This window comes from Steroidobacter flavus (assembly GCF_042651805.1).
Classification (GTDB): domain Bacteria; phylum Pseudomonadota; class Gammaproteobacteria; order Steroidobacterales; family Steroidobacteraceae; genus Steroidobacter; species Steroidobacter flavus.
Genome location: NZ_JBHSDU010000015.1, coordinates 690800 through 714423, shown reverse-complemented (window position 1 = coordinate 714423; position 23624 = coordinate 690800). Strand labels below are relative to the sequence as shown.

Annotated in this window: 21 protein-coding genes; 10 read left to right on the top strand and 11 right to left on the bottom strand. The window is 62.1% G+C overall.

Annotation, left to right across the window (positions count from 1 at the left end; all coding sequences use genetic code 11):
* Nucleotides 1–34: 34 nt before the first annotated feature.
* A complete protein-coding gene (locus tag ACFPN2_RS30905; RefSeq protein ID WP_380603922.1) occupies nucleotides 35–478 on the bottom strand; it encodes a helix-turn-helix domain-containing protein in 444 nt (147 codons plus the stop codon).
* 71 nt (nucleotides 479–549) lie between these two features.
* On the opposite strand from ACFPN2_RS30905, the gene ACFPN2_RS30900 reads away from it, so the two are divergent.
* A complete protein-coding gene (locus ACFPN2_RS30900) occupies nucleotides 550–1404 on the top strand; it encodes a class I SAM-dependent methyltransferase (RefSeq protein WP_380603920.1) in 855 nt (284 codons plus the stop codon).
* A gap of 125 nt (nucleotides 1405–1529) precedes the next feature.
* On the top strand, nucleotides 1530–1949 hold the full coding sequence (locus tag ACFPN2_RS30895) for an ExbD/TolR family protein (RefSeq protein WP_380603918.1): 420 nt from the start codon (nucleotides 1530–1532) through the stop codon (nucleotides 1947–1949).
* A 3-nt stretch (nucleotides 1950–1952) separates the two neighbouring features.
* Here the strand turns inward: ACFPN2_RS30895 and ACFPN2_RS30890 are convergent, their stop codons facing one another.
* Nucleotides 1953–2333 (bottom strand): VOC family protein, encoded by a 381-nt coding sequence (locus ACFPN2_RS30890; RefSeq protein ID WP_380603916.1) that lies wholly within the window; start codon nucleotides 2331–2333, stop codon nucleotides 1953–1955.
* A 275-nt stretch (nucleotides 2334–2608) separates the two neighbouring features.
* Here ACFPN2_RS30890 and ACFPN2_RS30885 point away from each other — a divergent pair, with 275 nt between their 5' ends.
* Entirely contained in the window at nucleotides 2609–4822 is a 2214-nt protein-coding gene (locus ACFPN2_RS30885) for a TonB-dependent receptor (protein WP_380603914.1), read from the top strand.
* 53 nt (nucleotides 4823–4875) lie between these two features.
* Here ACFPN2_RS30885 and ACFPN2_RS30880 read toward each other — a convergent pair whose 3' ends face one another.
* Nucleotides 4876–5352 carry an Lrp/AsnC family transcriptional regulator gene (locus tag ACFPN2_RS30880; RefSeq protein WP_129777873.1) on the bottom strand — a complete coding sequence of 159 codons (477 nt, stop codon included), beginning with the start codon at nucleotides 5350–5352 and terminating at the stop codon, nucleotides 4876–4878.
* 128 nt (nucleotides 5353–5480) lie between these two features.
* Here ACFPN2_RS30880 and ACFPN2_RS30875 point away from each other — a divergent pair, with 128 nt between their 5' ends.
* The gene (locus ACFPN2_RS30875; RefSeq protein ID WP_380603911.1) at nucleotides 5481–6611 is read left to right on the top strand and encodes a pyridoxal phosphate-dependent aminotransferase; all 1131 of its coding nucleotides are present in this window, start codon (nucleotides 5481–5483) and stop codon (nucleotides 6609–6611) included.
* Nucleotides 6604–7959, top strand: coding sequence for an MFS transporter (locus ACFPN2_RS30870; RefSeq protein ID WP_380603909.1), 1356 nt, complete (start codon nucleotides 6604–6606; stop codon nucleotides 7957–7959). The genes ACFPN2_RS30875 and ACFPN2_RS30870 overlap by 8 nt, the downstream gene beginning before the upstream one ends.
* A gap of 44 nt (nucleotides 7960–8003) precedes the next feature.
* Here ACFPN2_RS30870 and ACFPN2_RS30865 read toward each other — a convergent pair whose 3' ends face one another.
* The 4 genes from ACFPN2_RS30865 to ACFPN2_RS30850 form a co-directional block, all read right to left on the bottom strand.
* On the bottom strand, nucleotides 8004–9194 hold the full coding sequence (locus ACFPN2_RS30865; RefSeq protein WP_380603907.1) for an amino acid aminotransferase: 1191 nt from the start codon (nucleotides 9192–9194) through the stop codon (nucleotides 8004–8006).
* Between the two features lie 76 nt (nucleotides 9195–9270).
* Nucleotides 9271–11145: a LamG-like jellyroll fold domain-containing protein gene (locus tag ACFPN2_RS30860; protein ID WP_380603905.1), complete on the bottom strand. Its 1875-nt coding sequence runs from the start codon at nucleotides 11143–11145 to the stop codon at nucleotides 9271–9273.
* Between the two features lie 107 nt (nucleotides 11146–11252).
* Entirely contained in the window at nucleotides 11253–12353 is a 1101-nt protein-coding gene (locus ACFPN2_RS30855) for an HPP family protein (RefSeq protein WP_380606698.1), read from the bottom strand.
* A 156-nt stretch (nucleotides 12354–12509) separates the two neighbouring features.
* Entirely contained in the window at nucleotides 12510–12986 is a 477-nt protein-coding gene (locus tag ACFPN2_RS30850; protein WP_380603903.1) for a cytochrome P460 family protein, read from the bottom strand.
* Nucleotides 12987–13092: 106 nt separating this feature from the next.
* Here ACFPN2_RS30850 and ACFPN2_RS30845 point away from each other — a divergent pair, with 106 nt between their 5' ends.
* A complete protein-coding gene (locus tag ACFPN2_RS30845) occupies nucleotides 13093–13416 on the top strand; it encodes a winged helix-turn-helix transcriptional regulator (RefSeq protein ID WP_380603901.1) in 324 nt (107 codons plus the stop codon).
* 1 nt (nucleotide 13417) lies between these two features.
* On the opposite strand, the gene ACFPN2_RS30840 is transcribed toward ACFPN2_RS30845, so the two are convergent.
* Nucleotides 13418–14980: a sodium/sugar symporter gene (locus ACFPN2_RS30840; protein WP_380603899.1), complete on the bottom strand. Its 1563-nt coding sequence runs from the start codon at nucleotides 14978–14980 to the stop codon at nucleotides 13418–13420.
* Between the two features lie 59 nt (nucleotides 14981–15039).
* Entirely contained in the window at nucleotides 15040–15966 is a 927-nt protein-coding gene (locus ACFPN2_RS30835) for a Gfo/Idh/MocA family protein (protein ID WP_380603897.1), read from the bottom strand.
* Between the two features lie 166 nt (nucleotides 15967–16132).
* Between ACFPN2_RS30835 and ACFPN2_RS30830 the strand changes: the two genes are divergently transcribed.
* Genes ACFPN2_RS30830 through ACFPN2_RS30820 form a run of 3 tightly spaced genes read left to right on the top strand, consistent with a single transcriptional unit; the run spans nucleotide 16133 to nucleotide 20284 of the window.
* Entirely contained in the window at nucleotides 16133–17938 is a 1806-nt protein-coding gene (locus ACFPN2_RS30830; protein WP_380603895.1) for an IlvD/Edd family dehydratase, read from the top strand.
* 43 nt (nucleotides 17939–17981) lie between these two features.
* Nucleotides 17982–19139, top strand: a complete 1158-nt coding sequence (locus ACFPN2_RS30825) for an aldose epimerase family protein (RefSeq protein WP_380603893.1) — start codon at nucleotides 17982–17984, stop codon at nucleotides 19137–19139.
* Entirely contained in the window at nucleotides 19136–20284 is a 1149-nt protein-coding gene (locus tag ACFPN2_RS30820) for an endo-1,4-beta-xylanase (RefSeq protein ID WP_380603891.1), read from the top strand. The genes ACFPN2_RS30825 and ACFPN2_RS30820 overlap by 4 nt, the downstream gene beginning before the upstream one ends.
* 49 nt (nucleotides 20285–20333) lie before the next feature.
* On the opposite strand, the gene ACFPN2_RS30815 is transcribed toward ACFPN2_RS30820, so the two are convergent.
* Together ACFPN2_RS30815 and ACFPN2_RS30810 are read right to left on the bottom strand one after the other, a co-directional pair.
* Nucleotides 20334–21080: a FadR/GntR family transcriptional regulator gene (locus ACFPN2_RS30815; protein WP_380606696.1), complete on the bottom strand. Its 747-nt coding sequence runs from the start codon at nucleotides 21078–21080 to the stop codon at nucleotides 20334–20336.
* Nucleotides 21081–21210: 130 nt separating this feature from the next.
* Nucleotides 21211–22848 (bottom strand): catalase, encoded by a 1638-nt coding sequence (locus ACFPN2_RS30810; protein ID WP_380603889.1) that lies wholly within the window; start codon nucleotides 22846–22848, stop codon nucleotides 21211–21213.
* A gap of 136 nt (nucleotides 22849–22984) precedes the next feature.
* Between ACFPN2_RS30810 and ACFPN2_RS30805 the strand changes: the two genes are divergently transcribed.
* On the top strand, nucleotides 22985–23524 hold the full coding sequence (locus tag ACFPN2_RS30805) for an SRPBCC family protein (RefSeq protein ID WP_380603887.1): 540 nt from the start codon (nucleotides 22985–22987) through the stop codon (nucleotides 23522–23524).
* Nucleotides 23525–23624: the final 100 nt, after the last annotated feature.

Sequence of the window (23624 nt, the reverse complement as noted above, 5' to 3'; positions counted from 1 at the left end):
AGGCTCACACGGGCGATTCAGAGTGATGCGGCTCTCAACGGCGCATTGGCGCGCGGCGGGTTCGTTTCTCGGGCTCGGGGTCCAGTCGGCCGGAGCCGGCCAGCTTCACCAAATGACGAAAGCGCGGACACTCCATGTGATGTCGCGCCTTGCAGGCCGCCGCGTGACGCAGGCCGTCGCGCATCGCGGTCAGGCGATGAATGACCTGATCCAGCTCTTCGGCCTTGGCCGTCAGCCGCGAACGGTCGATCTGGATCCCGCCGTTCGGCGAGAAGGTCTTGGCGATCTCCTGCAAGGAGAAGCCGGCCCAGCGGCCGAGCGCGATGATGGCCAGCTGCTCCAGCACTGTGGCTTCGAACAGGCGTCGCAGTCCGCGACGCCCTACCGAGTTAATCAGCCCTTCCTGCTCGTAATAACGCAGGGTCGAGGCGGGCACGCCGGAGCGTTGCGCCACTTGCGCGATGTCCAGGAGTTTCACACTTGACCTCAAGTCGACTTGAGCTTGTACAGTGGCATCCCATCGTAGAGCGACGCAAGCCGGGAGTCAGCATGAGCGAGACACGCGAGGTCAATCAGGATCAGGTGGCGCTGTGGAATGAGGCGTCCGGGCGCACCTGGGTGGAAATGCAACAGGTGCTCGATCGCATGCTTGCGCCGTTCGAGGTGCCATTGCTCGACGCGGCCTTTCCCGGGCAAGGCGGGCAGGTGCTCGATATCGGTTGCGGCGCCGGCGCGACGACGTTGGCGATGGCCCAACGATTGGGAGCGAGCGGGCGCTGTGTCGGTGCCGATATTTCCGAGCCCCTGCTCACTGCCGCGAAGGCTCGCGCCGCTGCCGAAGGAATCAACACGGCGATGTTTGTACAAGCGGACGCGCAGACCCATGCGTTCGATCCCCACAGCTTCGACGCAGTGATCTCCCGGTTCGGCGTGATGTTCTTCGACGACTCGGAAGCAGCGTTCAAGAACATCCGTCGCGCGGTGCGTCCCGGTGGGAAGCTCGCGTTCGTCGCATGGAGAAGCCCCGCACAGAATCCGTTTATGACGACGGCCAAGCGCGCGGCGGAACCGTTACTAACAAACATGCCGGCACCCGATCCCAACGCGCCCGGTCAGTTTGCATTCGCGGACGGCGATCGCGTCCGACGCATCCTGGAAGCGAGCGGCTGGAGCGATATCACCCTGGAGCGGCTGGATGTGGAGGGCACCGCCGACGAAGCGGAGTTGCTGGCCTATGTGACAAAACTCGGCCCGGTCGGGCTGGCCTTGAGAGAAATGAACGACGAGACGCTGCGAGCCCGCGTCACTGAAGTCGTGCACGCGGCCTTCCGGCCTTATATAAAGAACGGCGTCGCCCGTTTCGGGATGGCGACCTGGAGGGTGACGGCGACGAGCAAACAATAAGGGAACTTATATCGACCGGTATTAACAAAGGAAGTTCAGGTGGCTTCTACCGGCTTTACGCGCAGGCGCGCCGCGATACTTTGCAACAGCTTGAGTCGATAGCTTCCACAGAAAGGAGTTACGTCATGGCGATGAGCATTTCCGCGAGTGGTAACAACGAGCCGATGGTCGACATGAACACGACGCCGTTGATCGACGTCATGCTCGTGTTACTGATCATGTTCATCATCACGTTGCCGGTGATGACCAACAACATCAAGCTCGATATGCCGATATCCGACGGCGGCAGGACCCAGCCCGAGGTGATCAAGCTCGGCATCGAATCCGACGGTACGATTGTCTGGAACGGCACCGTCGTCGAGAGTCTGGCGCACTTGGAGCAGTTCTTCCGCGCCGAGGCGGCCAAGCCGAATCAGCCTGAGCTGCATGTCCGGCCCGACAAGCGCGCGAAGTACGATCAGGTGGCTCAGGTGCTCGGCAGCGCTCAGCGCAACGGCATGAAGCGCATCGGCTTCGAGGGCCAGGAGCAATATTTGAAAGAGTGATCGTTACTCGGCCGCGTTGATCACGGCCTCGATCCGATAACCATCGGGGTCGATGACGAACGCGGCGTAGTACTGCGGGCCGTAGTCGGGGCGCAGCCCCGGCTGCCCGTTGTCACGTCCGCCGTGTCGAAGCGCGGCGGCGTGAAACTGATCGACTTGATCGCGATGACTGGCGGCGAGCGCCAGATGAAAGCCCGGCCCGGGAATCGCGATCCCTTCGGTCACCAGTTTCAGCGCCAGCTTGTCGCCGCCACCGGGATAGCCATACCCGACCGCGGTGTCGTCGCTCCACACCCGCACGAACCCCAAGGACGCCAACACGGCGTCGTAGAAAGAAGCCGCACGCTCGAGATCCCGAACGGCGAAGGAAAGGTGGTGGAGCATGGCGGTCCTCAAAGTGGATTCGGGCGCAATCATTGGGATTTCCCCTAGGGCTGTCCAGAAATTTCGCCGAACCGAGGGTTCGCGTGAAAAATCCACGCGACTCTCCAGATTCCCGGCCAAGAAAGCACATTAAGAACAGCCGACCCGCTATAGAGTTTTTACGCGAATCGAGGCCCTGGCCTCGCGGGGGCGCCTCCAATTCCGGTCGGTGCCGAGTTCACTCTCAAATAAGGCGACGCCAAGGCATGCGTCAGCCGTCGGGGAATGCCAATCGTATGCGTGATCAATCGACTCTCTGGGCCAGCGGCGTTCTGTGCAGCCTCGCGATGACACCGGTCATGGCGCAGACGCAGACCGAACCTGCCGTCAACGATCTGGAGGAAGTGATCGTCACTGCGCAGAAGCGCTCCGAGCGTCTGCAGGACGTGCCGGTCGCGATCTCGGTGCTCGACGCCGGCAAGATGTCGGAGCAGGGCTCGGTCGAGTTGCGCGACTACTTCGCGCAAGTCCCGGGCTTGAGCATGAATGCCCGCGGCGCCGGTCGCACTCAGCTCATCCTTCGCGGTATCTCCACCGGCACGGGCGGTAACCCGACGGTCGGTATCAGCATCGGCGATTCGCCGTTCGGCTCGTCGAGCTCGCGCGGCGGTGGCGACTTCATGGTGCCGGATCTGGATCCGTCCGATCTTCAGCACATCGAAGTGTTGCGCGGTCCGCAGGGTACGCTCTACGGCGCGAGCAGCATGGGCGGCCTGGTCAAATATGTGATGGCCGAGCCCGACACCAACGAATACAGCTCGCGCGTGCAGGTCGATGGTTCCACCGTTGCTCACGGCGGCGAAGGCTACGGCGTGCGCGTCGGCACGAATCTCCCGATCATCTCCGACAAACTCGGCGTGAAGCTCAGCGCGTTCCAGCGTGAAGACGCGGGCTACATCGACAATACGCTGTCGGGCGCCAAAGACGTCAACGAAGCGCGCGTTCGCGGTGGTCGCGTGGCGGCGCTGTGGAATGTGACGGATAAGATCAAGGTGCAATCGTCCGCGTTGTTTCAGGACGCACGCGCCGGCGCGACTCCGAACGAAGACGTGACGTTCAACTACACGCCGCTCGCCCGCGAGTACACGCACGAGCGTCTGCCGCAGACCGACGGCTTCGAGGGCGACATTCGCTTCTTCGATACGACCGTGACCGCCGATCTGAATTGGGCGACCCTCGACTCGATCACCTCGTACGGCAAGATCAATCATGACGGTCCGCAGGACGTGACCGGCACGTTCGGTCAGTTCACTGCGATCTTCGCCGGCCGCCCCGGCCTCGGCGTGGTGATCGATAACAAGCTGCAGACCGAGAAGTTCTCGCAGGAATTCCGACTCGCGTCGCCGGAAGACGGTCGCGCGTTCGGCTGGTTGGTCGGCGCCTTCTACACCAAGGAAGACAGCGAAGGTTATCAGCGCCTGCGCATGGTCGATCCGCAGAGCGGCGACAATCTCGGCCTCGCGCCCTTGTACGACGGCACCACGCCGAGCACGTTCAAGGAGAAGGCCGTGTTCGCGAACCTTTCTTATAAGTTCACCGATCGCTTCGACGTACAGATTGGCGGTCGTTACAGCGAGAACGAAGAGAACTACAGCGAGCACATCACCGGTCCGCTCAACAACGGCGAGAGCCACGACAGCGGCGGTTCCGACGAGAACGTGTTCACGTACTCGTTCAATCCGCGCTATCGCATCAGCGATCACTTGATGTCGTACGTGCGCATTGCGTCGGGCTATCGCGCCGGCGGTCAGAATCAGCAGCTCGGCATCTCGACCACCACGATTCCGCCGACCTTCGGTTCCGACGAACTGGTCAGCTACGAGCTGGGCTTGAAGGGTGACTTCTTCTCGCGCGCCCTTACGATGGATATCGCGGCGTTCTACATCGACTGGAGCGACATTCAGTTGCGCCAGGTCGATCAGAGCACCGGCGAATCGTTCATCGCCAACGGCGGCGAGGCGAAGAGTCAGGGTGTGGAGTTGAGCTTCGTCTGGTCGATCCTCGACGGCCTGACTTTGAATGGTAACGGCGCGTACACCGATGCCGTGCTCACCGAGAACGCGCCGGAAGGCACGTACGGTTTGAGTGGCGATCGCCTGCCGTACTCGGCCGAGTGGACCGGTACCCTGTTCTTGACGCAGGAGTTCCCGGTGACCAGCAGCCTCGACGGCTTCGTCAGCGGCGGTGTCACTTACTTGGGCGATCGTCTCGCGCCGTTCAACGCTGCGGCCACGACGCCTCGCTTCGTGATGCCCAGCTACACGACGTTCGATCTGCGCGCCGGTGTGAGCTCGGGCGCGTGGGACCTGACGCTCTACGTCAAGAACCTGACCGACGAGAAGGGCTACTTGAGCGCCACTCCGCGTAACTCGACCACTGGGTTGAGTGCGTACGGTGTCGGTGTGATGCAGCCTCGCGCGATCGGCATGTCGCTCGCGATGAAGTTCTAACGGCAGGCCTACGTGCGGATCATCTGAGCGCAAGCCCGGATGATCCGCCGTACTCAGGCCGGGCGCGTGGTCGCGTAGACGGGCAGGGCAGAAGTGTTCTTCACGTCGTCGATCACGATGACCGACTTGAGCGTGCCGACGATCTCGACGCCCGACAGCTGACCGAGCAAATCCCGCAAGTGTTGCAGGTCACGCACATACGCTTTCAGCAGGAAGTCGCCGTCGCCGGTCACCATGCAGCACTCGAGAATCTCCGGCGCGTTGGTGACCAGCGTGTGGAATTCGGAGGCGACCTGCGAGTGCTGTTTGAGCGTGACGGTGATGTACACCTTCAAGCCCAGCCCGAGCGCTCGCGGATCGAGAATGGCGGCGAAGCGCTGAATCAAGCCGGTGTCGCGCAGATGTTTGACCCGTCGGGAGCACTGGGAGTGCGACAGAAAAACGCGCTCGGCCAGCTCGGCCATGGTCAGGTCGCCCTGCTTTTGCAGAGCTTCCAGAATGCGCACATCGAACGAATCCAACTCGACCATCGGGCTCACCTGGCCACACTGCCGGCGCGGCGGAACTGCCGTGTGAAAAATAGACGCTCTTTCGCGAGTATTTGCAAGCTTTTCGCGCGGGATTCAATATCCATGCGCGCTATTGATTTCCAAGTTTCATGGACACGTTGAACTCTCACGACTACTCCAAATGGTGCCGACGCATCGTCGAGGAGTCGCAGTCGCATGCCGACGCCAACCTGCTGTTCGACAGCTCGATCGCCGAGCCGACCGAGTTGTTGCGCGAACAGATCAATCGGTGCTTCGGCGGCGCGCTCACGTCGCGCTATCGCAGTACCTTTGGCAACGGCAATCCCTATGTGCTGGATTCGCTGGCGGCGCGTTATGGCGTGCCTCGCGACTCGATTACCTGCACGACGGGCGCGAGCAGTGGGCTCGCAATCATCTTCAATGCTTATGTCGAGCCGGGCAGTCACGTGATCGTGGAGCGGCCGTACTTCGATTTTTTGCCTGCGCTGGCGCTGAATCACGGGGCGCAAGTGAGCTTCATCGAGCGACGCGCGCCGGATTATTCAATCGACCCGGAAGAGCTTGAGGCGTTGATTCGTCCCAACACGCGGCTGATTGTACTCACGAACTTGAACAACCCCACCGGCGCTCATCTGACCGATGCGCAGTTGCGCAAGCTCGCGACCGTCGCAGAGCGCGCGGGAGTGAAGATTGTCGTCGATGAGGTGTACGGAGACTTCGTGAGTCTCGACACCGCCGCGAAACTCTCGCCGGCGTTCATCAGCGTCAACAGTCTGACCAAGGTCTATGGGCTGTTCTCGCTCAAGTGCGGGTGGATCATTGCCAGCGAAGAGGCAAGAGCCAGAATCAATGCGGTCTATGAGCGATTCGAGTTCGGGCTGTCGAAGGTGGCGCACACCGTCGCGGCCGTCGTGCTCGAGGATATGCGCCCGTTCGAGTCGCACTGGCGTGGGATCTTGTCGGCCTCGCAGCCGGTCGTGCTGATGCAGGCGGAGGCGTTGGCGCGTGCGGGCTTGTTGACGGGAGATGTGCCGGCGTTCGGTTGCATGTATTTTCCGCGCCTGACCTTCAACGTCGACGATGTCGCCCTGACCGACTGGCTCTGGCTGCATCACGACATCGCGGTCGCGCCCGGCAGCTACTTTGGCAGCCCGGGTCATCTGCGCATCGGCTTCGGTCGTAACGCACAGGATGTGGCCAACGGCATGGAACGGCTGCGCCTCGGTCTTCTTCAATATCGCGAGCTTCACAATGTCTGAGACAGCACAGCTCACGTGGACCGCCAAGCTCGGCTGGGCCTTCGGCCAGTCGGCCATCGCCAGTCACATGGCGATCATCAGCGTCTATCTGCTGTTCTTTCTCACTGAAGCGCATCACGTGCCGGCCGCGCTCGCCGGGGCGGTGCTGCTCATTCCTCGAATCTGGAACGTGGTCACTGATCCTCTGGTCGGCGCGATCTCGGATCGCACGCGCTCGCGCTGGGGGCGCCGCCGACCTTACTTGCTGTTCGGCTCGTTGCTGTGGGGCGCGGCGTTCATCGCGATGTTCTGTATGCCGCGATTCGATAGCCCCACGACCGCGGCCATGTTGTTCTGTGCGATGTTTCTAGCCGTGAACACGGGCGTGAGTTTGTATCACGTGCCGTACTCGGCGATGGCGCCCGAAATGGTCAGCGACTATCGCGGCCGGCTGTCACTCGTGGGCTACAAGGAAATGGCTGCGCGCATCGCGGTGCTGGCGGCGATCTCCATTGCACCGTTGCTGATTGCCGCTGCCCCCGATCAGCTGGCCGGGTATCGCTACGTTGGAATTGCGTTCGGTGGGCTGATCATGCTCAGCGGCCTCGTTGCTTTCGTGACCACGGCGAACGCGCCTTGTGTGGCGTTCGAGCCGCAGGCCATGTCGTTGCGGGATCAGTTACAAACATTGAAGCAGAACCGGCCGCTCGCGCAGTTGAGCATTGCGTACCTGATCGCGAACATTGCCGACGCGGCTTTCGCTGGCATGTTGATTTACTTCGTCACGGTCGTCGCGAAGCAAAGCCCGGCGGTGATGGGTGTGTTGTATCCGCTGGGCGCCGTGACGAGTGTGTTCATGACGCCAGTGTGGGCCAAGCTGGGTGCGCGCTTCGGCAAGCGTGAGGCTTGTATCGCCGCTTATATCGGGCTCGGCCTGTGCTGGCTCGCGCTGCTGGTGTTGCCGGCGGGACAGTGGTGGTTGTTGTATCCGCTGATGATCGTGTTCGGCTTCTTCAATGCCGGCGAACAGCTGTTGCCCAACGCGATGGTGCCGGATACGGTCGAATACGATGAGATGATCAGCGGTGCGCGCCGTGAAGGCACGATCTACGGAGCCTGGGTCTTCGTGCAGCAGACCGGCATGGCATTCGGCAGCTTCCTGGTCGGTGTGCTGCTGTCGACGATTGGATTTACCGGCGTGGAATCGGCAGATGAAGGCGTCGCGCAGGGCGTTCGCTATACCATTGCAGTGCTGCCGGCACTGTGCGTGTTTGTCGGCGTGCTGATTATCAGGCGCTATCCGTTGAGCGTCTCGGAGTTCGCACGGATTCAAACCATTTTGGTGGAACGGCGCGCCGCGAGTAACTAGAGATCTCGCTCCTCATTGCAAGGAGCGAGATCTTCGGACTGATCTCAGACGACGGCGCCGATCGCCTTGGCGATATAGTCGACTGATTCCAGACTGACGCCCGCGATGTTCATACGACCATCGCGTGTCATGTAGATATGATGCTGCGTGCGCAGAGCATCGGCCGCTTCAGGCGTTACGGGAATGGTCGAGAACATGCCACGCTGCTTCTCGATCACCGAAGCCATCTCGGCTCCGCAAGTCTTCGCCAGTGCAGCTGAGAGTGCGCGACGGAGGGTGAGCATGCGCTCGCGCATCGCGTTGACCTCGTTACGCCAATCTTCGCTGAGCTTCTCATCGCTCAGAATGCGAGCAACGATTGCCGCGCCGTGATCCGGCGGCATCGACCAGATACCCCGCGCGATCTTGCGAAGGTGGCTCGCGGCCGCGTTCGTCTGCGCGCTGGATTCGGTGAGCACCATGAGCGCGCCCACGCGTTCACGATACAAACCGAAGTTCTTCGAGCACGAGACAGCGATCAGCGCTTCGGGCACCGACGCCGCAACCAAACGTGCGCCTTCGGCGTCCGCGACAATGCCTTCGCCCAGGCCCTGATACGCGATATCGACGTACGGCACGAGGCGACGCTGCACCAGGACCTCGGTGATCTTGCGCCACTGATCCATCGACAGATCCGCACCCGTCGGGTTGTGACAGCAGCCGTGCAACAACACGACATCGCCGGCCGGCAGCGTGTTCAAGCGCTCCAGCATCGCATCGAACTTGACTGTGCCGGTGCGGGCCTCGAAGTAGGGATAGCGCTCGAGCTTCAGGCCGGCATTGCTCAGCAGCGGCACGTGATTGGCCCAGGTCGGATCGCTGACGTGCACGGTCGGACGATGGCTGCCGACCATCAGCAGCTCAGCGCCCAGACGCAAGGCACCGCAGCCGCCCGGTGCCTGCAGGGCACGCACACGACCGCTGGTCAGGGCTGGATGTTTGCTGCCCAGAACCAGTTCGACCATGAGCGCGTTGAACTGCTCGTTGCCGGCCGGGCCGGTGTAGGTCTTGGTCTGCTGGTCGGCGAGCACGGCCTGCTCGGCGGCGCGGACGGCGCGCAGCACCGGCGTTTTGCCGTGCTCGTCTTTATAAACACCGACACCCAGATCGATCTTCGTGGCGGCCGTATCGGCGCGAAAGGCCGCCATCAAGCCGAGGATGGGATCCTCGGGAAGCGCTTGCAGGTTCTCGAACAAGGGGGCAACTCCGTGATAAGCGGGCGGCGACTGGCGGTCGCGCCGGGTAAATATGACCCGCCTATCTTAAAGCCGCCTAGCGCCGCTTGTCTCCCAGCATGAATTCCCGGGCCTGCAGCGGGCGGTTGACGATGCGCACGTCGCCAATCCAGCCGTAGAACGAGTGCTCGACCGTGCGCCCATAGTGATTGGCGCCGATCATCCAATACTCGCCGGTGGTCAGCAGACCGTTGCCGATGCGCTGCGGATTGCGCTGGTCCAGCGAGCCGTTGATGTACATCAGGGTCTGCTTGCCATCGTTCACCAGCGCGACGTGATACCAGTTCAGCGTCGGCACCCGGAAGCTCCAGTTGGTGAGCAGGCCCGGATCGGTGAAGGTCGCGACCGCCCACTGAAATTCCCGACTCGGCGAGACGGTCAGCGTGGCGAGCGGTTCATCCGGATCGTCTTCAGTGCGACCGAGATCGCCGCCGCGGCCCATGCGCGACAGGACGCCCATCCACGCGTGCCGATCTTCGCAGCAGTACTCCGGCAGCTTCACGAACGCTTCGATGGTGTAGCCGTTCTTGAAGGTCATGCCATTGATGGGCGCGCCATCGACAGTGCGCAGATAAGCGCCGCCGAAGGAAGGATTGTTCTTGGAGCCATTCACGAACAGGCTGCCGCGACTCGGTTGCTGAGGATGAAACTCGCTGGTCCAGGTGAGATCGCTGGCCGTGCCGTTACGCAGTGTCACGCGAGTGAGATCGTTGCCACGACCGGAAAGATCGCGGGCCACGACTGCGCCTTCGGGCAGCGGGCTGCCGTTCTGTCCTTCAAAGCGCCAGTACGCCATCGTGCCGTCGATCAGCAAACGGTCGGGAGAGACTGGCGGCGTCGGCTTCACCGGACGCTCGGCGGCGAAACGTTCCTTGAAGTCGATTTCCATCGTGAACTTGTTTGCTGAATCCTCGAGACGGACTTCATCCTTCGCGAGCGGCGGCAGCGTGCCCTTGTGCGCGAGCCAGTAGGGCGAGAAGGTCTGCACGTCGACGGTGTTCGCGCGCAGATCGAATTCATACAGACGGATCATGCCGCTGCCGCTGAAGTAGCGATCCTGATAGTTCACCAGGTGCATATACACTTCGCGATCCGCCAGGTCCTTCATCGTCACCGCGCCTGCCGGCCAGTTGTGACCGTTCAGGGTCATGAAGATCTGGCTGTTGGCTTTGATCAGGCGATCCCACAGCGTCTGGCCGTAGCCCGACAGCACGGCGGCGTCGTTCACGGTCTGGCCGTTGGAGGAGGTGAGAATTTCGTGAGTCGCGATGATGGTGGGCACGCCGGAGAACTGCTGCAGCTTCGACTTGGCCCAGGCAATCGTGGCGTCGGAGGCGCGCCAGTCCAGGGCGAGCAGCAGGAATCGTTGATTGCCGCCGCTGAAGGTGTAGCAGTTGTTATAACCGTCATCGCTCGAGCCGCAGTAGGAGCGATTGCTGGCGGTGCGCGACGGGCCGAAGTAATCGAGATACGTGGTGTGGCCGCGCTGGTCGTCCCAGCCGCCGGGAATGTCGTGATTGCCGGCGACGACGCCGTACTGAATGTCGCTGCGGTCGAAGATCTTGAACACGTCGCTCGCTTGCGCCAGCTCGGTGTTGCCCCAGCGGGCGCTGCCGCCGTTGTTCACGATGTCGCCGAGGTGCACGGTGAACACGATGTTCTTTTCGCGGCTGTGCTCGACGATCCACTGCAGCGATTTCTCGACGACGGCGCGGTTGCCGCGGTCCTCGTCGAACAGATACTGCGTGTCAGGGATGACGGCGATGGTGAATTTGCCAGACGGGCCGCGCGAGCCGTCGTAGTCGTAGTCGCGGTCCTTGTCGCCAGCGTGAGCGGGCGCCAGTGTCTGGAGAACGACGGCTGCTGAAGCCAGCAGACGCAGAAAGAATGCGTTGGCAGATTTTAACGTCATCGCACGAGTCCACGAACCAGATTGCCGTGGATGCTCGCAAAGGAATATGACGAGACTGTTTTAAATGTCGGTCAAATCGACTCGTTCGTACGACACGCGGAGCACGTTCAGGGTCGAACGCCGCCCGAGCGATACAACGCACGCACGAAGTCCGACTGGGTGATGATTCCAGCCAGGCGATGGTTCCCGTCGATGACCGGGATGTGGTGATGGCCGTGCTCGGAGAAGATCGACATCAGCTCGCCGACCGACCGGTTCGCGCTGATGACTCGCACCTTGTGACACATGATCTGGCCGACGGCTTCGGGCTTGGTCGTGTGCGAGTTGCCGCTGCGCTTGATCAGAAGATTCAGTCGCTCGCGCATCCCATCGCTGCGGTCCACCTCGGCATGACGCATGAAGTCCGCGAGAGAGATGATGCCGATGATGCGTCGCTGCCGGTCGACCACCGGCAGGGCTTTCACCCGATGGCGGCGCATGAGCTCCCACGCGTCTTGCAGATCCGTGCCGTATTCGACGGTGAAGACGTCGCGCGTCATGATGTCTTCGCAGCGAAGCTCGCTCATGCGACGTTCCATGGCGTTCATTTCCGCCATGTGCAGGATGTCTTCCAGCTCGTCGCGGCTCACGTCCAGCACCTGGTTGTAACGTTTCAGGACGGCGTCGAGATCGGCGGAGCTGAAGCGGCTGGTGGGAACGTTGGTACGTTCGACCAGCTGACTGTGAGGATAACGGCGGCCAGTTGCAGTGTTGTAGATGATGCCGACGAGGACCAGCAGCACGCTGTTGACCAGCACGGGGAAGAACACGAAGTCCAGCGAGCTGGCATGCGTGAGCACGGCCAGTAGCGCGGCGGCGCCTCCAGGGGGATGCAAGCAACGAAGTGCAAACATCGCCACGATGGCTGCGGCGACCGCGACACCCGCGGCGAGCGCGGGATCATCGATGAGGTGCACACAAAGCACGCCCATCAATGCGGAGACGGTGTTGCCGCCGACGACGGACCAGGGTTGCGCGAGAGGACTGGCAGGAACTGCAAACACCAGCACCGCACTCGCGCCGAGCGGGGCGACCAACCAAACGGCTGTTGTATCGGCACAGAGGCGGCACAGGATCGCTGTGATCACGATGCCCAGCAGCGCTCCCACGATGGCGCGCCACCGCTCAGACGTGCCGACGATGAGCGGGGCGGGCCGGAAGCCTTTCAGCCAGGTCGAAACGCTTTCTTGCCAGGTCGGATTACGAGGGGTCGCGTCGGCGCGCGGCGGATCGAAAGGCTGCACAAATACCGGGGGGCGAGGACACAAAGGCCGCGCAATATACGGGCGCGCCCGGGCCCTGTCACGGATCGCCCGGGCATACCGTTATTCCCGATAGCTGCTGAACACGTACTCCTGCTGCTTCCGGGCAATATGACAGGTGAAGCAGGCGGTGGCCGCCTTGTCGCCGACGACTCGTTCGGTCTGACTGTCGCCCGCAAACCCTTCGAAGCCCCAGCCGCCGGTCGCGGCGTACTTCTTGGCGTCCCTGACCATGACGCCGACAACTTTGCGCTTACCTTCAGTGATCGCGGAGTCGGCCGTGTTGACGTCGAGCAGATCGAACACGATCACCGAGCCGTCGGGGAACTTACCCGTGCGATAGCCCGTCCGGGCTTTGTCGTTCGCATACAAGTGATGAATGCCGCCGAACGACGCATGCAACGGATGACCCGGCTGGATGACCATGGACTTGACGTGTTGCCACTGTCGGTAGCCTTGCGGATACGGGATGGCATCGGTCGCGGCGTCCACCGCGACGACGGCGGCGAAGAACAAGACGATAGCGATGGAGAGCTTCACGAAACACCTCGGTGCTGCAATGTCGGTGAAGGGCAGCGTAGGATGGGCGCGAAGCCCCGGGAAGCAGGCTCCAAACGGTGGCTTGGTTACTTTTTGGTGTACATCGATGCCAGCGTTGAAAAAGAAAATTACCAAGCCGCCCACAGCCGCTCGCATGGTCGAGGACATCATCGGCTGCAAATGGTCGCTGACGGTGTTATCGCTGGTTCGCTCCGGGGTGAAGCGGCCGGGCGCCATGCAGCGGCGAGTGGAAGGACTGACGGCGAAGGTGCTGAACGAGCGGCTGCGCAAGCTGCTGCGCTATGAAATCATCGAGCGGGAGGTGTTCGCCGAAGTGCCGCCGCGAGTGGAGTATCGATTGACCGAGTTCGGTAACCGCTTCGGCGCCGTGATCGATCAGATCACGGCGCTCGATGAGGAACGTTCCTGAATTACCACCACACCGTGTAGAGCGCGACCAGAATCGCGACCACGCCGAGCGAGCACACGTTGAAGCTCGGCGAGGTCTTGTAACTCACATCGGAAGTGTTGACCCGATTCGCCGCCGCCGTCGCCGGCTGCCACAGCGAGAATACGACGGCGAGGGCCAGCGCCAGCAGGAACACGACCATCATGCGATCCATGAAGGGCAGGCCAGGCCACAGCGTCTTGATCGCGATGGACAGTGCGAACGAGCCGACGGTCGCGGCGAGGGCGCCGGCTTCGGTGGCGCGCTTCCAGAACAGGCCGAGCATGAAGATCACGACGATGCCTGGCGTGAAGAAGCCGGTGTACTCCTGAATGTATTGGAACGCTTGATCGAAGCTGCCGAGCAGCGGACGCGCGGTCACGATTGCAAGCAGGATGGCGACCACGGCGGTGATGCGGCCGACGAGCACCAGCTGCTTCTCGGGCTTCGGCTGACCCATCTTGTTGTAGATATCCAGCGTGAAGATGGTCGCGATGGAATTGATCTTCGACGCCGTGGACGCAATGATCGCCGCAATCAGCGCCGCGAACACCAAACCGGCGATGCCCGTGGGCAACAGACGCATCATCGTCGGATACGCTTCATCGGGCTTGGCCAGCGTCGGCGCGAGAATGACGGCGGCGATGCCGGGCAGCACGATGATCACCGGCATGAGCAGCTTCAGGAAGGCCGCGAAGATCACGCCCTTCTGCGCTTCCGGCAAGCTCTTCGCCGCCAGGGCGCGCTGGATGATGTATTGATTGAAGCCCCAGTAGCTGAGGTTCGCGATCCACATGCCGCCGATCAGCACCGACAGGCCGGGCAGGTCTTTGTAATAGGGATGCGCGGCGTCGAGGATCATATGGAAATGACCGGGCGCGCGTTCCAGCAACGTGCCGAAGCCAGCCACCACGCCGTTGCCGCCGCTGATCTCATTCAGCGTCAGATACGAAACCAGCAGTCCGCCGAGGACGAGCAAGGTCACTTGTACGATGTCGGTCATGGCAACCGCACGCAAGCCGCCGCGCAGCTGATAAACGAGCGCGAACACGCCCAATCCCACCAGCGCCCAGGTCTGATCGACGCCTGCGACCTTGGCCACGGCGATCGAGCCCAGCCAGATGATGGAAGTGAGATTCACGAACACATACAGACCGAGCCAGAACACCGCCATCAAGGTGCGGATGCGCGTGCCATACCGCTGTTCCAGGAACTGCGGCATGGTGTAGATCTTGTTCTCCAGGAAAATCGGCAGGAACCATTTGCCGACGATCAGCAGGGTCAGCGCCGCCATCCATTCATAGGAGGCGATGGCCAGGCCGATCGCATAACCCGAGCCGGACATGCCGACGATCTGCTCAGCCGAGATGTTTGCGGCGATCAGCGAGGCGCCGATGGCCCACCAGGGCAGCGTCTTGGACGCCAGGAAGTATTCGGCGGAATCTTTTTCCTGGCCGCCTCGTTCGCGGGACACCCACTGAGCGAGGCCGAACAGGCCGATGGCATAAATGACAATGATGATCAGATCGAGCGTGGCTAGCTGCATGTCTTTATGTTCTCTATCCGTGTCCTCGGGGCCTGACGCGTTCGTTCAGCGAGGGCGCTTTAGAAATGGAAAGCGGCGCTTTGCTGGCGGTGGCCGAGCTTGAAGGCGTCCGCGACGAGTTGCAATGGTGTCGAGTCGACGTCGCTGTCGCCGGCCGCGATCAGCTCCGAGAACCGCCGGTAGAGTCGCGCGTATTCCTGGTCGGCGGCGGCGAGGTACGGCGTCTCATTGATGTATAGACGGCTGCCGCCATCGGACAGCCGCAGCGTTTCCTGGTCGGTGAGCACTTCGATATCCCAGCACGGCGTACCGGCATACAGAAAATCGAAGGAGGCATCGACGCGCGAGGACTGATGCGACATCGCGATCTCCGCCGCGATGGGCGATTCCCAGTTGCTGGGAAATTCCAGTGTCGCCGAGCGCATCGTCAACTGGCCGGGCAGGATGCGCGTCAGGATCGAGAGCGCATTGATGCCTGGATCGAACACGCCCATGCCGCCGGCCTGCAGAATCCAATGCTGGCCGGGATGCCAGACCCGGATGTCTTCCTTCCACGTGACTCGAACGCTTTCAATCGAGCGTTGACTCAACCACTCACGCGCCGGCTCGACGCCCGCGGCCTCGCGCGAATGCCAGGTCGTAAAAAGAGTGCGTCCGCATTGATGGGCGCGTTGCTCCAGATCGTTTACTTCCTCGACGGTTGCGGCCGGCGGCTTTTCCAGCATTACGTGAAGTCCGGCGTCGATCGCCTCGCGTGCGAGCTCGTGACGACAAGCCGGGGGTGTGCACAGGGACACGGCGTCTACTTGAATGCCCGACGCCAGCATCGACTTGATGTCAGCGAAGGTGGACACGTGGGTGAGGGGGCCGTCGCGATTCACCGCGGCCACGAGCTGGAACGCATCGCTGCGCGCGAGCGCCGGCAGGTGCTGGTCGCGCGCGATTTTACCTACCCCCACGAGCGCCAGTCGTATCGCTGATCCCACCGCTTGTTCCTCATCGGGCCGGATCGGTCAGCCCAAGGCGCTGGCATTTGCGGGCGCTTGCGGCTATCTTCGTCGCGGCAAAAGTGATTTATATGATATATAGGCTTTATAGACTGCGACACCGCCAATAGCAACAGCGGCGGCGCCTCAAGCCCAGGGGATTTGCATGATCGATGCTGCTCGAGAACGTCACGGCCGGAAATTGCGCTCACGGTCCTGGTTCGACAATCCGTCCAATCCGGACATGACCGCGCTCTATATAGAGAAGTACCTGAACTATGGCCTGTCCATCGAGGAGCTGCAGAGCGACCGGCCCATCATCGGCATCGCCCAGACCGGCAGCGACCTGACGCCCTGTAATCGCCAGCACCTGATCCTCGCCGAGCGCGTGAAGGCCGGCATCCGCGAAGCCGGCGGCATTCCGCTCGAGTTTCCGCTGCATCCGATTCAGGAGACCGGCAAGCGGCCGACCGCGGGCCTGGATCGCAATCTGGCGTATCTGAGCCTGGTCGAGACGCTGTTCGGCTATCCGCTCGACGGCGTGGTGCTGACCATTGGCTGCGACAAGACCACGCCGGCCTGCTTGATGGCGGCCGCGACCGTGAATCTGCCGGCCATCGCGTTGTCGGTGGGGCCAATGCTCAATGGCTTCTACGAAGGCAAGCGGGTCGGTTCGGGCACCATCGTGTGGAAAGCGCGCAGCATGCTCGCGGCGGGCGAGATCGACTATCAAGGCTTCGTGCGCCTGGTGGCGTCGTCGGCGCCGTCCACCGGCTTCTGCAACACCATGGGCACGGCGACGACCATGAACTCGCTGACCGAAGCGCTCGGCATGTCGCTGCCGGGATCGGCGGCGATTCCCGCGCCTTATCGCGATCGACAGGAATGTGCCTACCGCACGGGCCTGGCCGTTGTCGACCTGGTGAATCAGGACCGCAAGCCTTCGGACATACTTACGCGCGACGCGTTTCTAAATGCGATCCGCGTGAACTCGGCACTCGGCGGTTCGACCAATGCGCCCATTCATCTCAATGCCATCGCGCGTCATGTCGGTGTGGAGCTGACGCTCGAAGATTGGGAGAAGCACGGACGCGACGTGCCGCTGCTCGTGAATCTGCAGCCGGCCGGTGAATATCTGGGTGAGGATTTCTATCGCGCAGGCGGCGTGCCTGCGGTGGTGGGAGAGTTGCTGCGTCAGGGCCTGATCGCGGGCGACGCGTTGACGGTGAATGGCAAGACCATCGGCGAGAACTGCGGGACTGCCCGCATCCTCGATGAGCACGTCATTCGTCCTTATGCGAAGCCGCTGAAGCCCACGGCCGGCCTGACCGTGCTCAGAGGCAATCTGTTCGATTCGGCGATCATGAAGACCAGCGTGATCTCGCCAGACTTCCGTGCGCGCTATCTGTCCGATCCGAAGGATCCGGATGCGTTCGAAGGGAGGGTGGTCGTGTTCGACGGTCCCGAGGATTATCACTCGCGCATCGATGATCCCGCGCTCGGCATCGATGATCGCTCGATTCTCGTGATCCGCGGCACGGGCCCTATCGGTTATCCAGGTGGCGCGGAAGTCGTGAACATGCGGCCGCCCGCCGCGTTGATTCGCGCTGGCGTTGATGCGCTGCCTTGTATCGGCGATGGCCGTCAGTCAGGCACGTCGGGCTCGCCATCGATTCTCAATGCGTCGCCCGAAGCGGCGGTCGGCGGCGGTCTGTCGCTGCTGCGTACCGGCGATCGCGTGCGTATCGATCTGCGGCGTCGTGAAGTTCGTGTGTTGGTCGAGGATCAAGAGCTCGCGGCACGTCGCAAGGAAGTCGAGGCGGCGGGGCCGACGTATCCGAATTCACAAACGCCGTGGCAGGAAATCCATCGGTCGCTGACCGGGCAGTTCGAGACCGGCGCGGTGCTCGAGATGGCCGTGAAGTATCAGCGCCTGGCGCAGACCGTGGACAACCTGCGCGACAGTCACTAGTCACAACCGAGTCGATGGGGGCAGTTTGATGTCGAGACGTACGATGAGCGCGATGCTGACCAGCGTCGCGCCGCTCAGTCTGATGTGCGCCATGTCGCTGGCACCTGCGGTCACGCAGGCCGCCGACTATGCGCGAGCTTCGTTCGGCAAGCTTGCCGATGGTCGCGCAGTTGAAGCGATCACTTTGCGTAACGCCAAGGGCGTGCGAGCCGCGGTCATCAACTATGGCGCGGCGTTGCAATCGCTGGTGATGCCGGATCGCAATGGCACGTTGGCCGATGTGACCTTGGGATATGCCTCGCTCGATGGCTATCTCACCAAGCCGGAATATTTCGGCGGGACGGTGGGCCGATTTGCCAACCGGCTGGCGGACGGCAAGTTCACGCTGGACGGCAAGGTATATCAGACGCCGCGCAACGATCATGGCAACTCGCTGCATGGGGGCGAGCGCGGCTTCGACAAAGTGCTTTGGGAAGTCGTCGAAGTGAAGCGTGGCGATACGGCGTCGGTCCGCATGCGCTATGTCAGCAAGGATGGCGATCAGGGCTATCCGGGAACGCTGACCGTGTTCGCGACCTATTCGTTGAATGAAGCCAACGAGCTGCGCATGGAGTACACGGCGACCACCGATAAGCCGACCATTGCGAATATCACCAATCACGCTTACTGGAATCTGGCGGGCGAGGGTGCCGCTGTGGGAGCCATGGGACATGTGCTCACCATCCCGGCCGAGCACTACACGCCGGTGAACGACAAACTGATTCCGACGGGCGAGTTGCAGCCGGTCGCGGACACTGTGTTCGATTTCCGTTCGCCGAAGCCGATCGGTGCTCGTGTGCGTGAAGCGCGCGACCGGCAGATCGTGTTCGGCAAAGGCTACGATCACAACTTCATGATCGCTCGCGACGTGGCCAAGGAGCCGCGCTTGCTGGCGCGGGTCGAGGAGCCGACCACCGGTCGTGGCTTCGAGTTGTTGTCCAATCAGCCGGCGCTGCAGTTCTACTCGGGCAATTTCCTGGACGGCACCGTCATCGGCAAGTCCGGTCGGGCCTATCGCCAAGGCGATGCCCTGGTGCTCGAGCCGCAGTTGCCGCCGGATGTCCCCAATCAGCCGAAGCTGGGCTCGGCGCGGCTCGAGCCGGGCGCGACGTACCGGAACGTCATCGTCTATCGCTTGTTTGTAAACGGAGTCTCCCCATGATCAAACCCCGCTCCACCGCGCTCGTTGCCCTGATGCAGCTAGCGGTGCTGTTGTCGATCTCGTCCGCTGCCTCGGCGGCCGAACGATGGACGGAGCAGCAGGCGCATGAGTGGTACAACCGCCAGGCCTGGCTGGTCGGTGCCAATTACATTCCGGCCAATGCCATCAACCAGCTGGAAATGTGGCAGGCCGACAGCTTCGATCCGGCGACCATCGACAAGGAACTGGGCTGGGCGCAGTCCATCGGCATGAACACGATGCGCGTCTACTTGCACAATCTGCTGTGGGAACAGGACGCGAAGGGCTTCAAGCAGCGCATCGATGAGTTCCTCAAGATCGCGGCCAAGCACAACATCAAGCCCATTTTCGTGCTGTTCGACAGCTGCTGGGATCCGGAGCCGAAGCTCGGTCCGCAGCGTCCGCCGATTCCGGGCGTGCACAACCCGGGTTGGGTGCAGGCGCCTGGCCGTGCGCGATTGGAAGATGCGTCCGGTTATCCGAAGCTGCGCGAGTACGTGCAGGGTGTCGTCGGCGCGTTCGCGAAGGACTCGCGCATCCTGGCGTGGGATGTTTGGAACGAGCCGGATAACGACGGCGGCGGTAACTACAAGAAGCACGTCGACAAGCAGAAGTACGTCGAGCTGCTGCTGGGGCAGGTGTTCGACTGGGCCCGCTCGCAGAAGCCGACGCAGCCGTTGACCAGCGGCGTGTGGCATCACGAGGACTGGTCGTCGCTGGACAAGCTGAACCCGATCGAGAAGATCCAGATCACTCAGTCCGATGTGATTTCCTTCCACGACTACAGCTGGCCCGAAGTGTTCGAGCGTCGCGTGAAGCAGTTGCAGGCCTATGGTCGCCCGCTGCTGTGCACGGAATATATGGCGCGCGGTAACGGGTCGACGTTCGACAACTCACTGCCGCTCGGCAAGCGTTACAACGTCGCGATGGTCAACTGGGGCCTGGTCGACGGCAAGACGCAGACGCGCATGCCGTGGGATTCGTGGAAGAAGCCGTACACGCTGGAAGAGCCGACCATTTGGTTCCACGACGTGTTCCGTGCCGACGGCACGCCGTACCGTGCCGCTGAAACGGAGCTGATCAAGCGTCTCACCAGCTCGCCGCGCGAGGCCGCTGGCACTCGCTGATTTGGATGATCTCCCCGGAGGCGAGGCCAAGGAAGGCTTCGTCTCCGTTCTACTTCCGCTTCGGCTTGCCGTTCTTCGGCTCCGGCTCGACGGTATCGATGAGGTCGAGCACGTCGCTGACCAGCTTCTTCATGGCCGCTCGAGCCTTGTCCGGCTGACGCTTGATGATGGCCTGGGCCACGGCAGCATGATCCGGAATGCTGGCGGTGTGTCCCTTGATGCGGTTCGTGAATTGAATCGAGCTGCGTAGCGCGGTGGCCACGACATCCTGGAACTGCGCGAAGAAGGGATTCTTCGAGCCCTTCAATACTGCGACGTGAAACGCGATGTCGGCGTCGAGAATCTGATCGCCGCCGGTCTCGGCCGCTTTCATTCGCTCCAGACCGGCGTTGATCGCCGCCAGTTCGCTGTCATCGGCGAGCACGGCGGCTAGCGCGGCCGCTTCCGGTTCGATGGCGGCGCGCAGTTGATTGAATTGTCTGAGTAGCTCCAACGAGAACTTTCTATTCAACAACCAGCGCAGCACGTCGGTATCGAACAGATTCCACGACGAGCGCGGCTGCACGATGGTGCCCTGGCGGGGGCGGGCGCTGACCAGTCCCTTCGCGGTGAGCATCTTCACCGCTTCGCGCGTCACCGATCGGCTCACGCCATGTTGTTTCGCCAGTTCCGCTTCGGTGGGAAACGGACCGTCGTCATATTGGCCAGTGACGATCGCACGGCCCAGCGCGTCGAGCAGGCCATGGGTGAGGTTCCGGCCAAGGTTGAGCCGCAGCTCCGCAGGAGTGGTATCGATCACGGCGATGACTTGAATGTCCTATTCATCATATAAATGAACAGTACCATTCAGCGACGCCCGCTGCTACAGCGCGTCGACCGATCCCGCTCCGCGGAGCCGCAATACTCTGCGTATTTCGATCAAGCGGTCATCGGTGGCGCATATCCCGTCCGGTGCCGCCGCCTTTCTTGGCCGGCCGGGCCGCGACATTTGCTTCCGGGGTATCGTCCTCGGACGCGCCATCCGTGTACGTCGGGCCTTGCCGATCTTTGCCTGGCAGCGGCTTGCCACCGAGCGGCCGCAGCTCCTTGGCCTTTTCCAGATCGATGCCGGCGCCTTTGGCGACGCGCGTGCCGTAGTCCGGATCACAGTGCCAGAAGTGCCACACCATGCGCAGCTGGATGGCTTCCGGGCATTGCTTGAGATCGGTCGCGAGGTTGTTGATCAGATCGTCGCGCTCCCAGTCCTCGAACGAGCGATAGCGCTCGCCGGCCTGTTTGTAATCGTCGCCGGTCTTGGTGGTTTGATAGCGCCCCAGATGGCCTTCGACATATTGATGATAGTCCGGGCCCGTGACCGCGGCTTCGACCAGACCGCCCATGTTGCTCGGCTCGTAGTTGACGTGCGGGTTCTCGCCGCCGCCGTCGACGATATAAGCCATCTGACCGTCGCGTTGATTGGTCGTGGCGGCTTTCGCCGGCGCGTTCACCGGCAGTTGCAGATAGTTGGGGCCGACCCGATAGCGCTGCGTGTCCGAATAGGAGAGCGTGCGACCTTGTAACATCTTGTCGTCCGAGAAATCGATGCCGTCGACCAGCACGCCGGTGCCGAAGGCCGACTGCTCCGTGTCCGCGAACACGTTCGATGGATTGCGATCCAGCACCATCCGGCCGACCGGCAGCAATGGAAATTTATCTTCTGGCCAGCGCTTGGTGTCATCCAGCGGATCGAAGTCGAGCTCGGGATGCTCGCCGTCCGCCATGAGCTGCACGCACATCTCCCATTCGGGATAGTCCTTGCGCTCGATGGCGTCGTACAGATCGCGGGTCGCGTGCCCGACGTCTCTCGCCTGGATCTCGGCGGCTTGCTGGCTGGTGAGATTCACCACGCCGAGCTTGGGCTCGAACGAGAACTTGCACAGTACCGCCTTGCCGTTGGCATCGATGAGCTTGTATGTATTCACGCTGGAGCCTTGCATGTGGCGATAGTCGCCGGGAATGCCCCACGGGCTCTTCACCCAAGTGACCATGTGCAGCGCTTCGGGATGTAACGAGACGAAATCGTAGAAGCGCCACGGCTCCTGCCGGTTCGTCACCGGGTCGGGCTTGAACGCATGAATCATGTCCGGAAACTTGATGGCGTCGCGGATGAAAAACACTTTCAGATTGTTGCCGACCAGATCCCAGTTGCCGGCGACGGTCTTGAACTTGATGGCGAAGCCGCGCGGATCGCGCGCCGTCTCGGGCGATTCCTTGCCGCCGATCACGGTGGAGAAGCGGACGAACACCGGCGTCTTGATGCCGGTCTGTGTCAGCACTTTCGCACGCGTGTATTTGGACGCGGGTTCCTTGCCGATTTTTCCGTACGCCTCAAAATAGCCATGAGCACCTGTGCCGCGGGCATGCACGACGCGCTCGGGAATGCGTTCGCGATCGAAGTGCGTGATCTTCTCGATGAACTGATAGTTCTCGAGTGTCGCGGGTCCACGCTCGCCGACGGAGCGCAGACTCTGGTTGTCGGTGACTGGATGACCCTGACGGGTCGTCAGCGTGCGATGTTCGGCCATGAGAAGCTCCTTCGGTGAGCAGTGAGCGAGGGACGTCTCGTGGGAATCGCTGCTGGGCGGGCCCCGTTCCTTAGCCCTATCCGTAATGCCGACCGCTTCGTCAATGCGATATCCTGGGCGAAAGCGAGGGGACTGCGTGAACGATCAGCGATCGGCCGACGACGAAGACGAGCCGCGCGAGTACAGCTCGCCCGCGTGCTATCTGCATGAGTTCGAGTCCCACAACCGGATTGACTCTGCGTCCCGAGTCATTCGTGCGACTCCGGAGAAAATCTATCGCGCCCACCTGGACCCACAGGCACTGATGGCCTGGTTGCCGCCGGAGGGCATGACCGGGCGCGTCGAGCAATTCGAGCCACGCGTCGGCGGCACTTATCGAATGGTGCTCACTTATGAGCAACCGTCGACCGCGGCCAAGACCACCGAGAATTCCGACTTGGTGAAAGGACGGTTTGTCGAACTCGTGCCCGGCCGACTGATTGCGCAGATCGTCACATTCGATTCCGACGATGCGGCGTTCGCAGGTGAGATGAAGATCACATGGACCTTCATGCCGGTGCCCGAGGGCACGCGAGTGGAGGTTCGGTGCGAGAACGTGCCCAGCGGTATCCGCCCCGAAGATCACGCCGCCGGCCTTGCGTCATCACTGGCCAATCTGGCGAAATTTTGCGAATGAGTCGAATCCCCTAAAGGTCGAGCCCCCACGCGCCGTTATTTGGTGCGAGTGCCGAAGGCGGGCGCTCGTGCGCGGGTTTTTACCCGCGACCAATCAGGGG

Coding starts and splice junctions, on each gene's coding strand:
- ACFPN2_RS30830 (WP_380603895.1), top strand. CDS start 16,133: ATGATCGATGCTGCTCGAGAACGTCACGGCCGGAAATTGCGCTCACGG.
- ACFPN2_RS30885 (WP_380603914.1), top strand. CDS start 2,609: ATGCGTGATCAATCGACTCTCTGGGCCAGCGGCGTTCTGTGCAGCCTC.
- ACFPN2_RS30875 (WP_380603911.1), top strand. CDS start 5,481: ATGGACACGTTGAACTCTCACGACTACTCCAAATGGTGCCGACGCATC.
- ACFPN2_RS30845 (WP_380603901.1), top strand. CDS start 13,093: ATGCCAGCGTTGAAAAAGAAAATTACCAAGCCGCCCACAGCCGCTCGC.
- ACFPN2_RS30860 (WP_380603905.1), bottom strand. CDS start 11,145: ATGACGTTAAAATCTGCCAACGCATTCTTTCTGCGTCTGCTGGCTTCA.
- ACFPN2_RS30880 (WP_129777873.1), bottom strand. CDS start 5,352: ATGGTCGAGTTGGATTCGTTCGATGTGCGCATTCTGGAAGCTCTGCAA.
- ACFPN2_RS30820 (WP_380603891.1), top strand. CDS start 19,136: ATGATCAAACCCCGCTCCACCGCGCTCGTTGCCCTGATGCAGCTAGCG.
- ACFPN2_RS30840 (WP_380603899.1), bottom strand. CDS start 14,980: ATGCAGCTAGCCACGCTCGATCTGATCATCATTGTCATTTATGCCATC.
- ACFPN2_RS30895 (WP_380603918.1), top strand. CDS start 1,530: ATGGCGATGAGCATTTCCGCGAGTGGTAACAACGAGCCGATGGTCGAC.
- ACFPN2_RS30900 (WP_380603920.1), top strand. CDS start 550: ATGAGCGAGACACGCGAGGTCAATCAGGATCAGGTGGCGCTGTGGAAT.
- ACFPN2_RS30810 (WP_380603889.1), bottom strand. CDS start 22,848: ATGGCCGAACATCGCACGCTGACGACCCGTCAGGGTCATCCAGTCACC.
- ACFPN2_RS30890 (WP_380603916.1), bottom strand. CDS start 2,333: ATGCTCCACCACCTTTCCTTCGCCGTTCGGGATCTCGAGCGTGCGGCT.
- ACFPN2_RS30870 (WP_380603909.1), top strand. CDS start 6,604: ATGTCTGAGACAGCACAGCTCACGTGGACCGCCAAGCTCGGCTGGGCC.
- ACFPN2_RS30825 (WP_380603893.1), top strand. CDS start 17,982: ATGAGCGCGATGCTGACCAGCGTCGCGCCGCTCAGTCTGATGTGCGCC.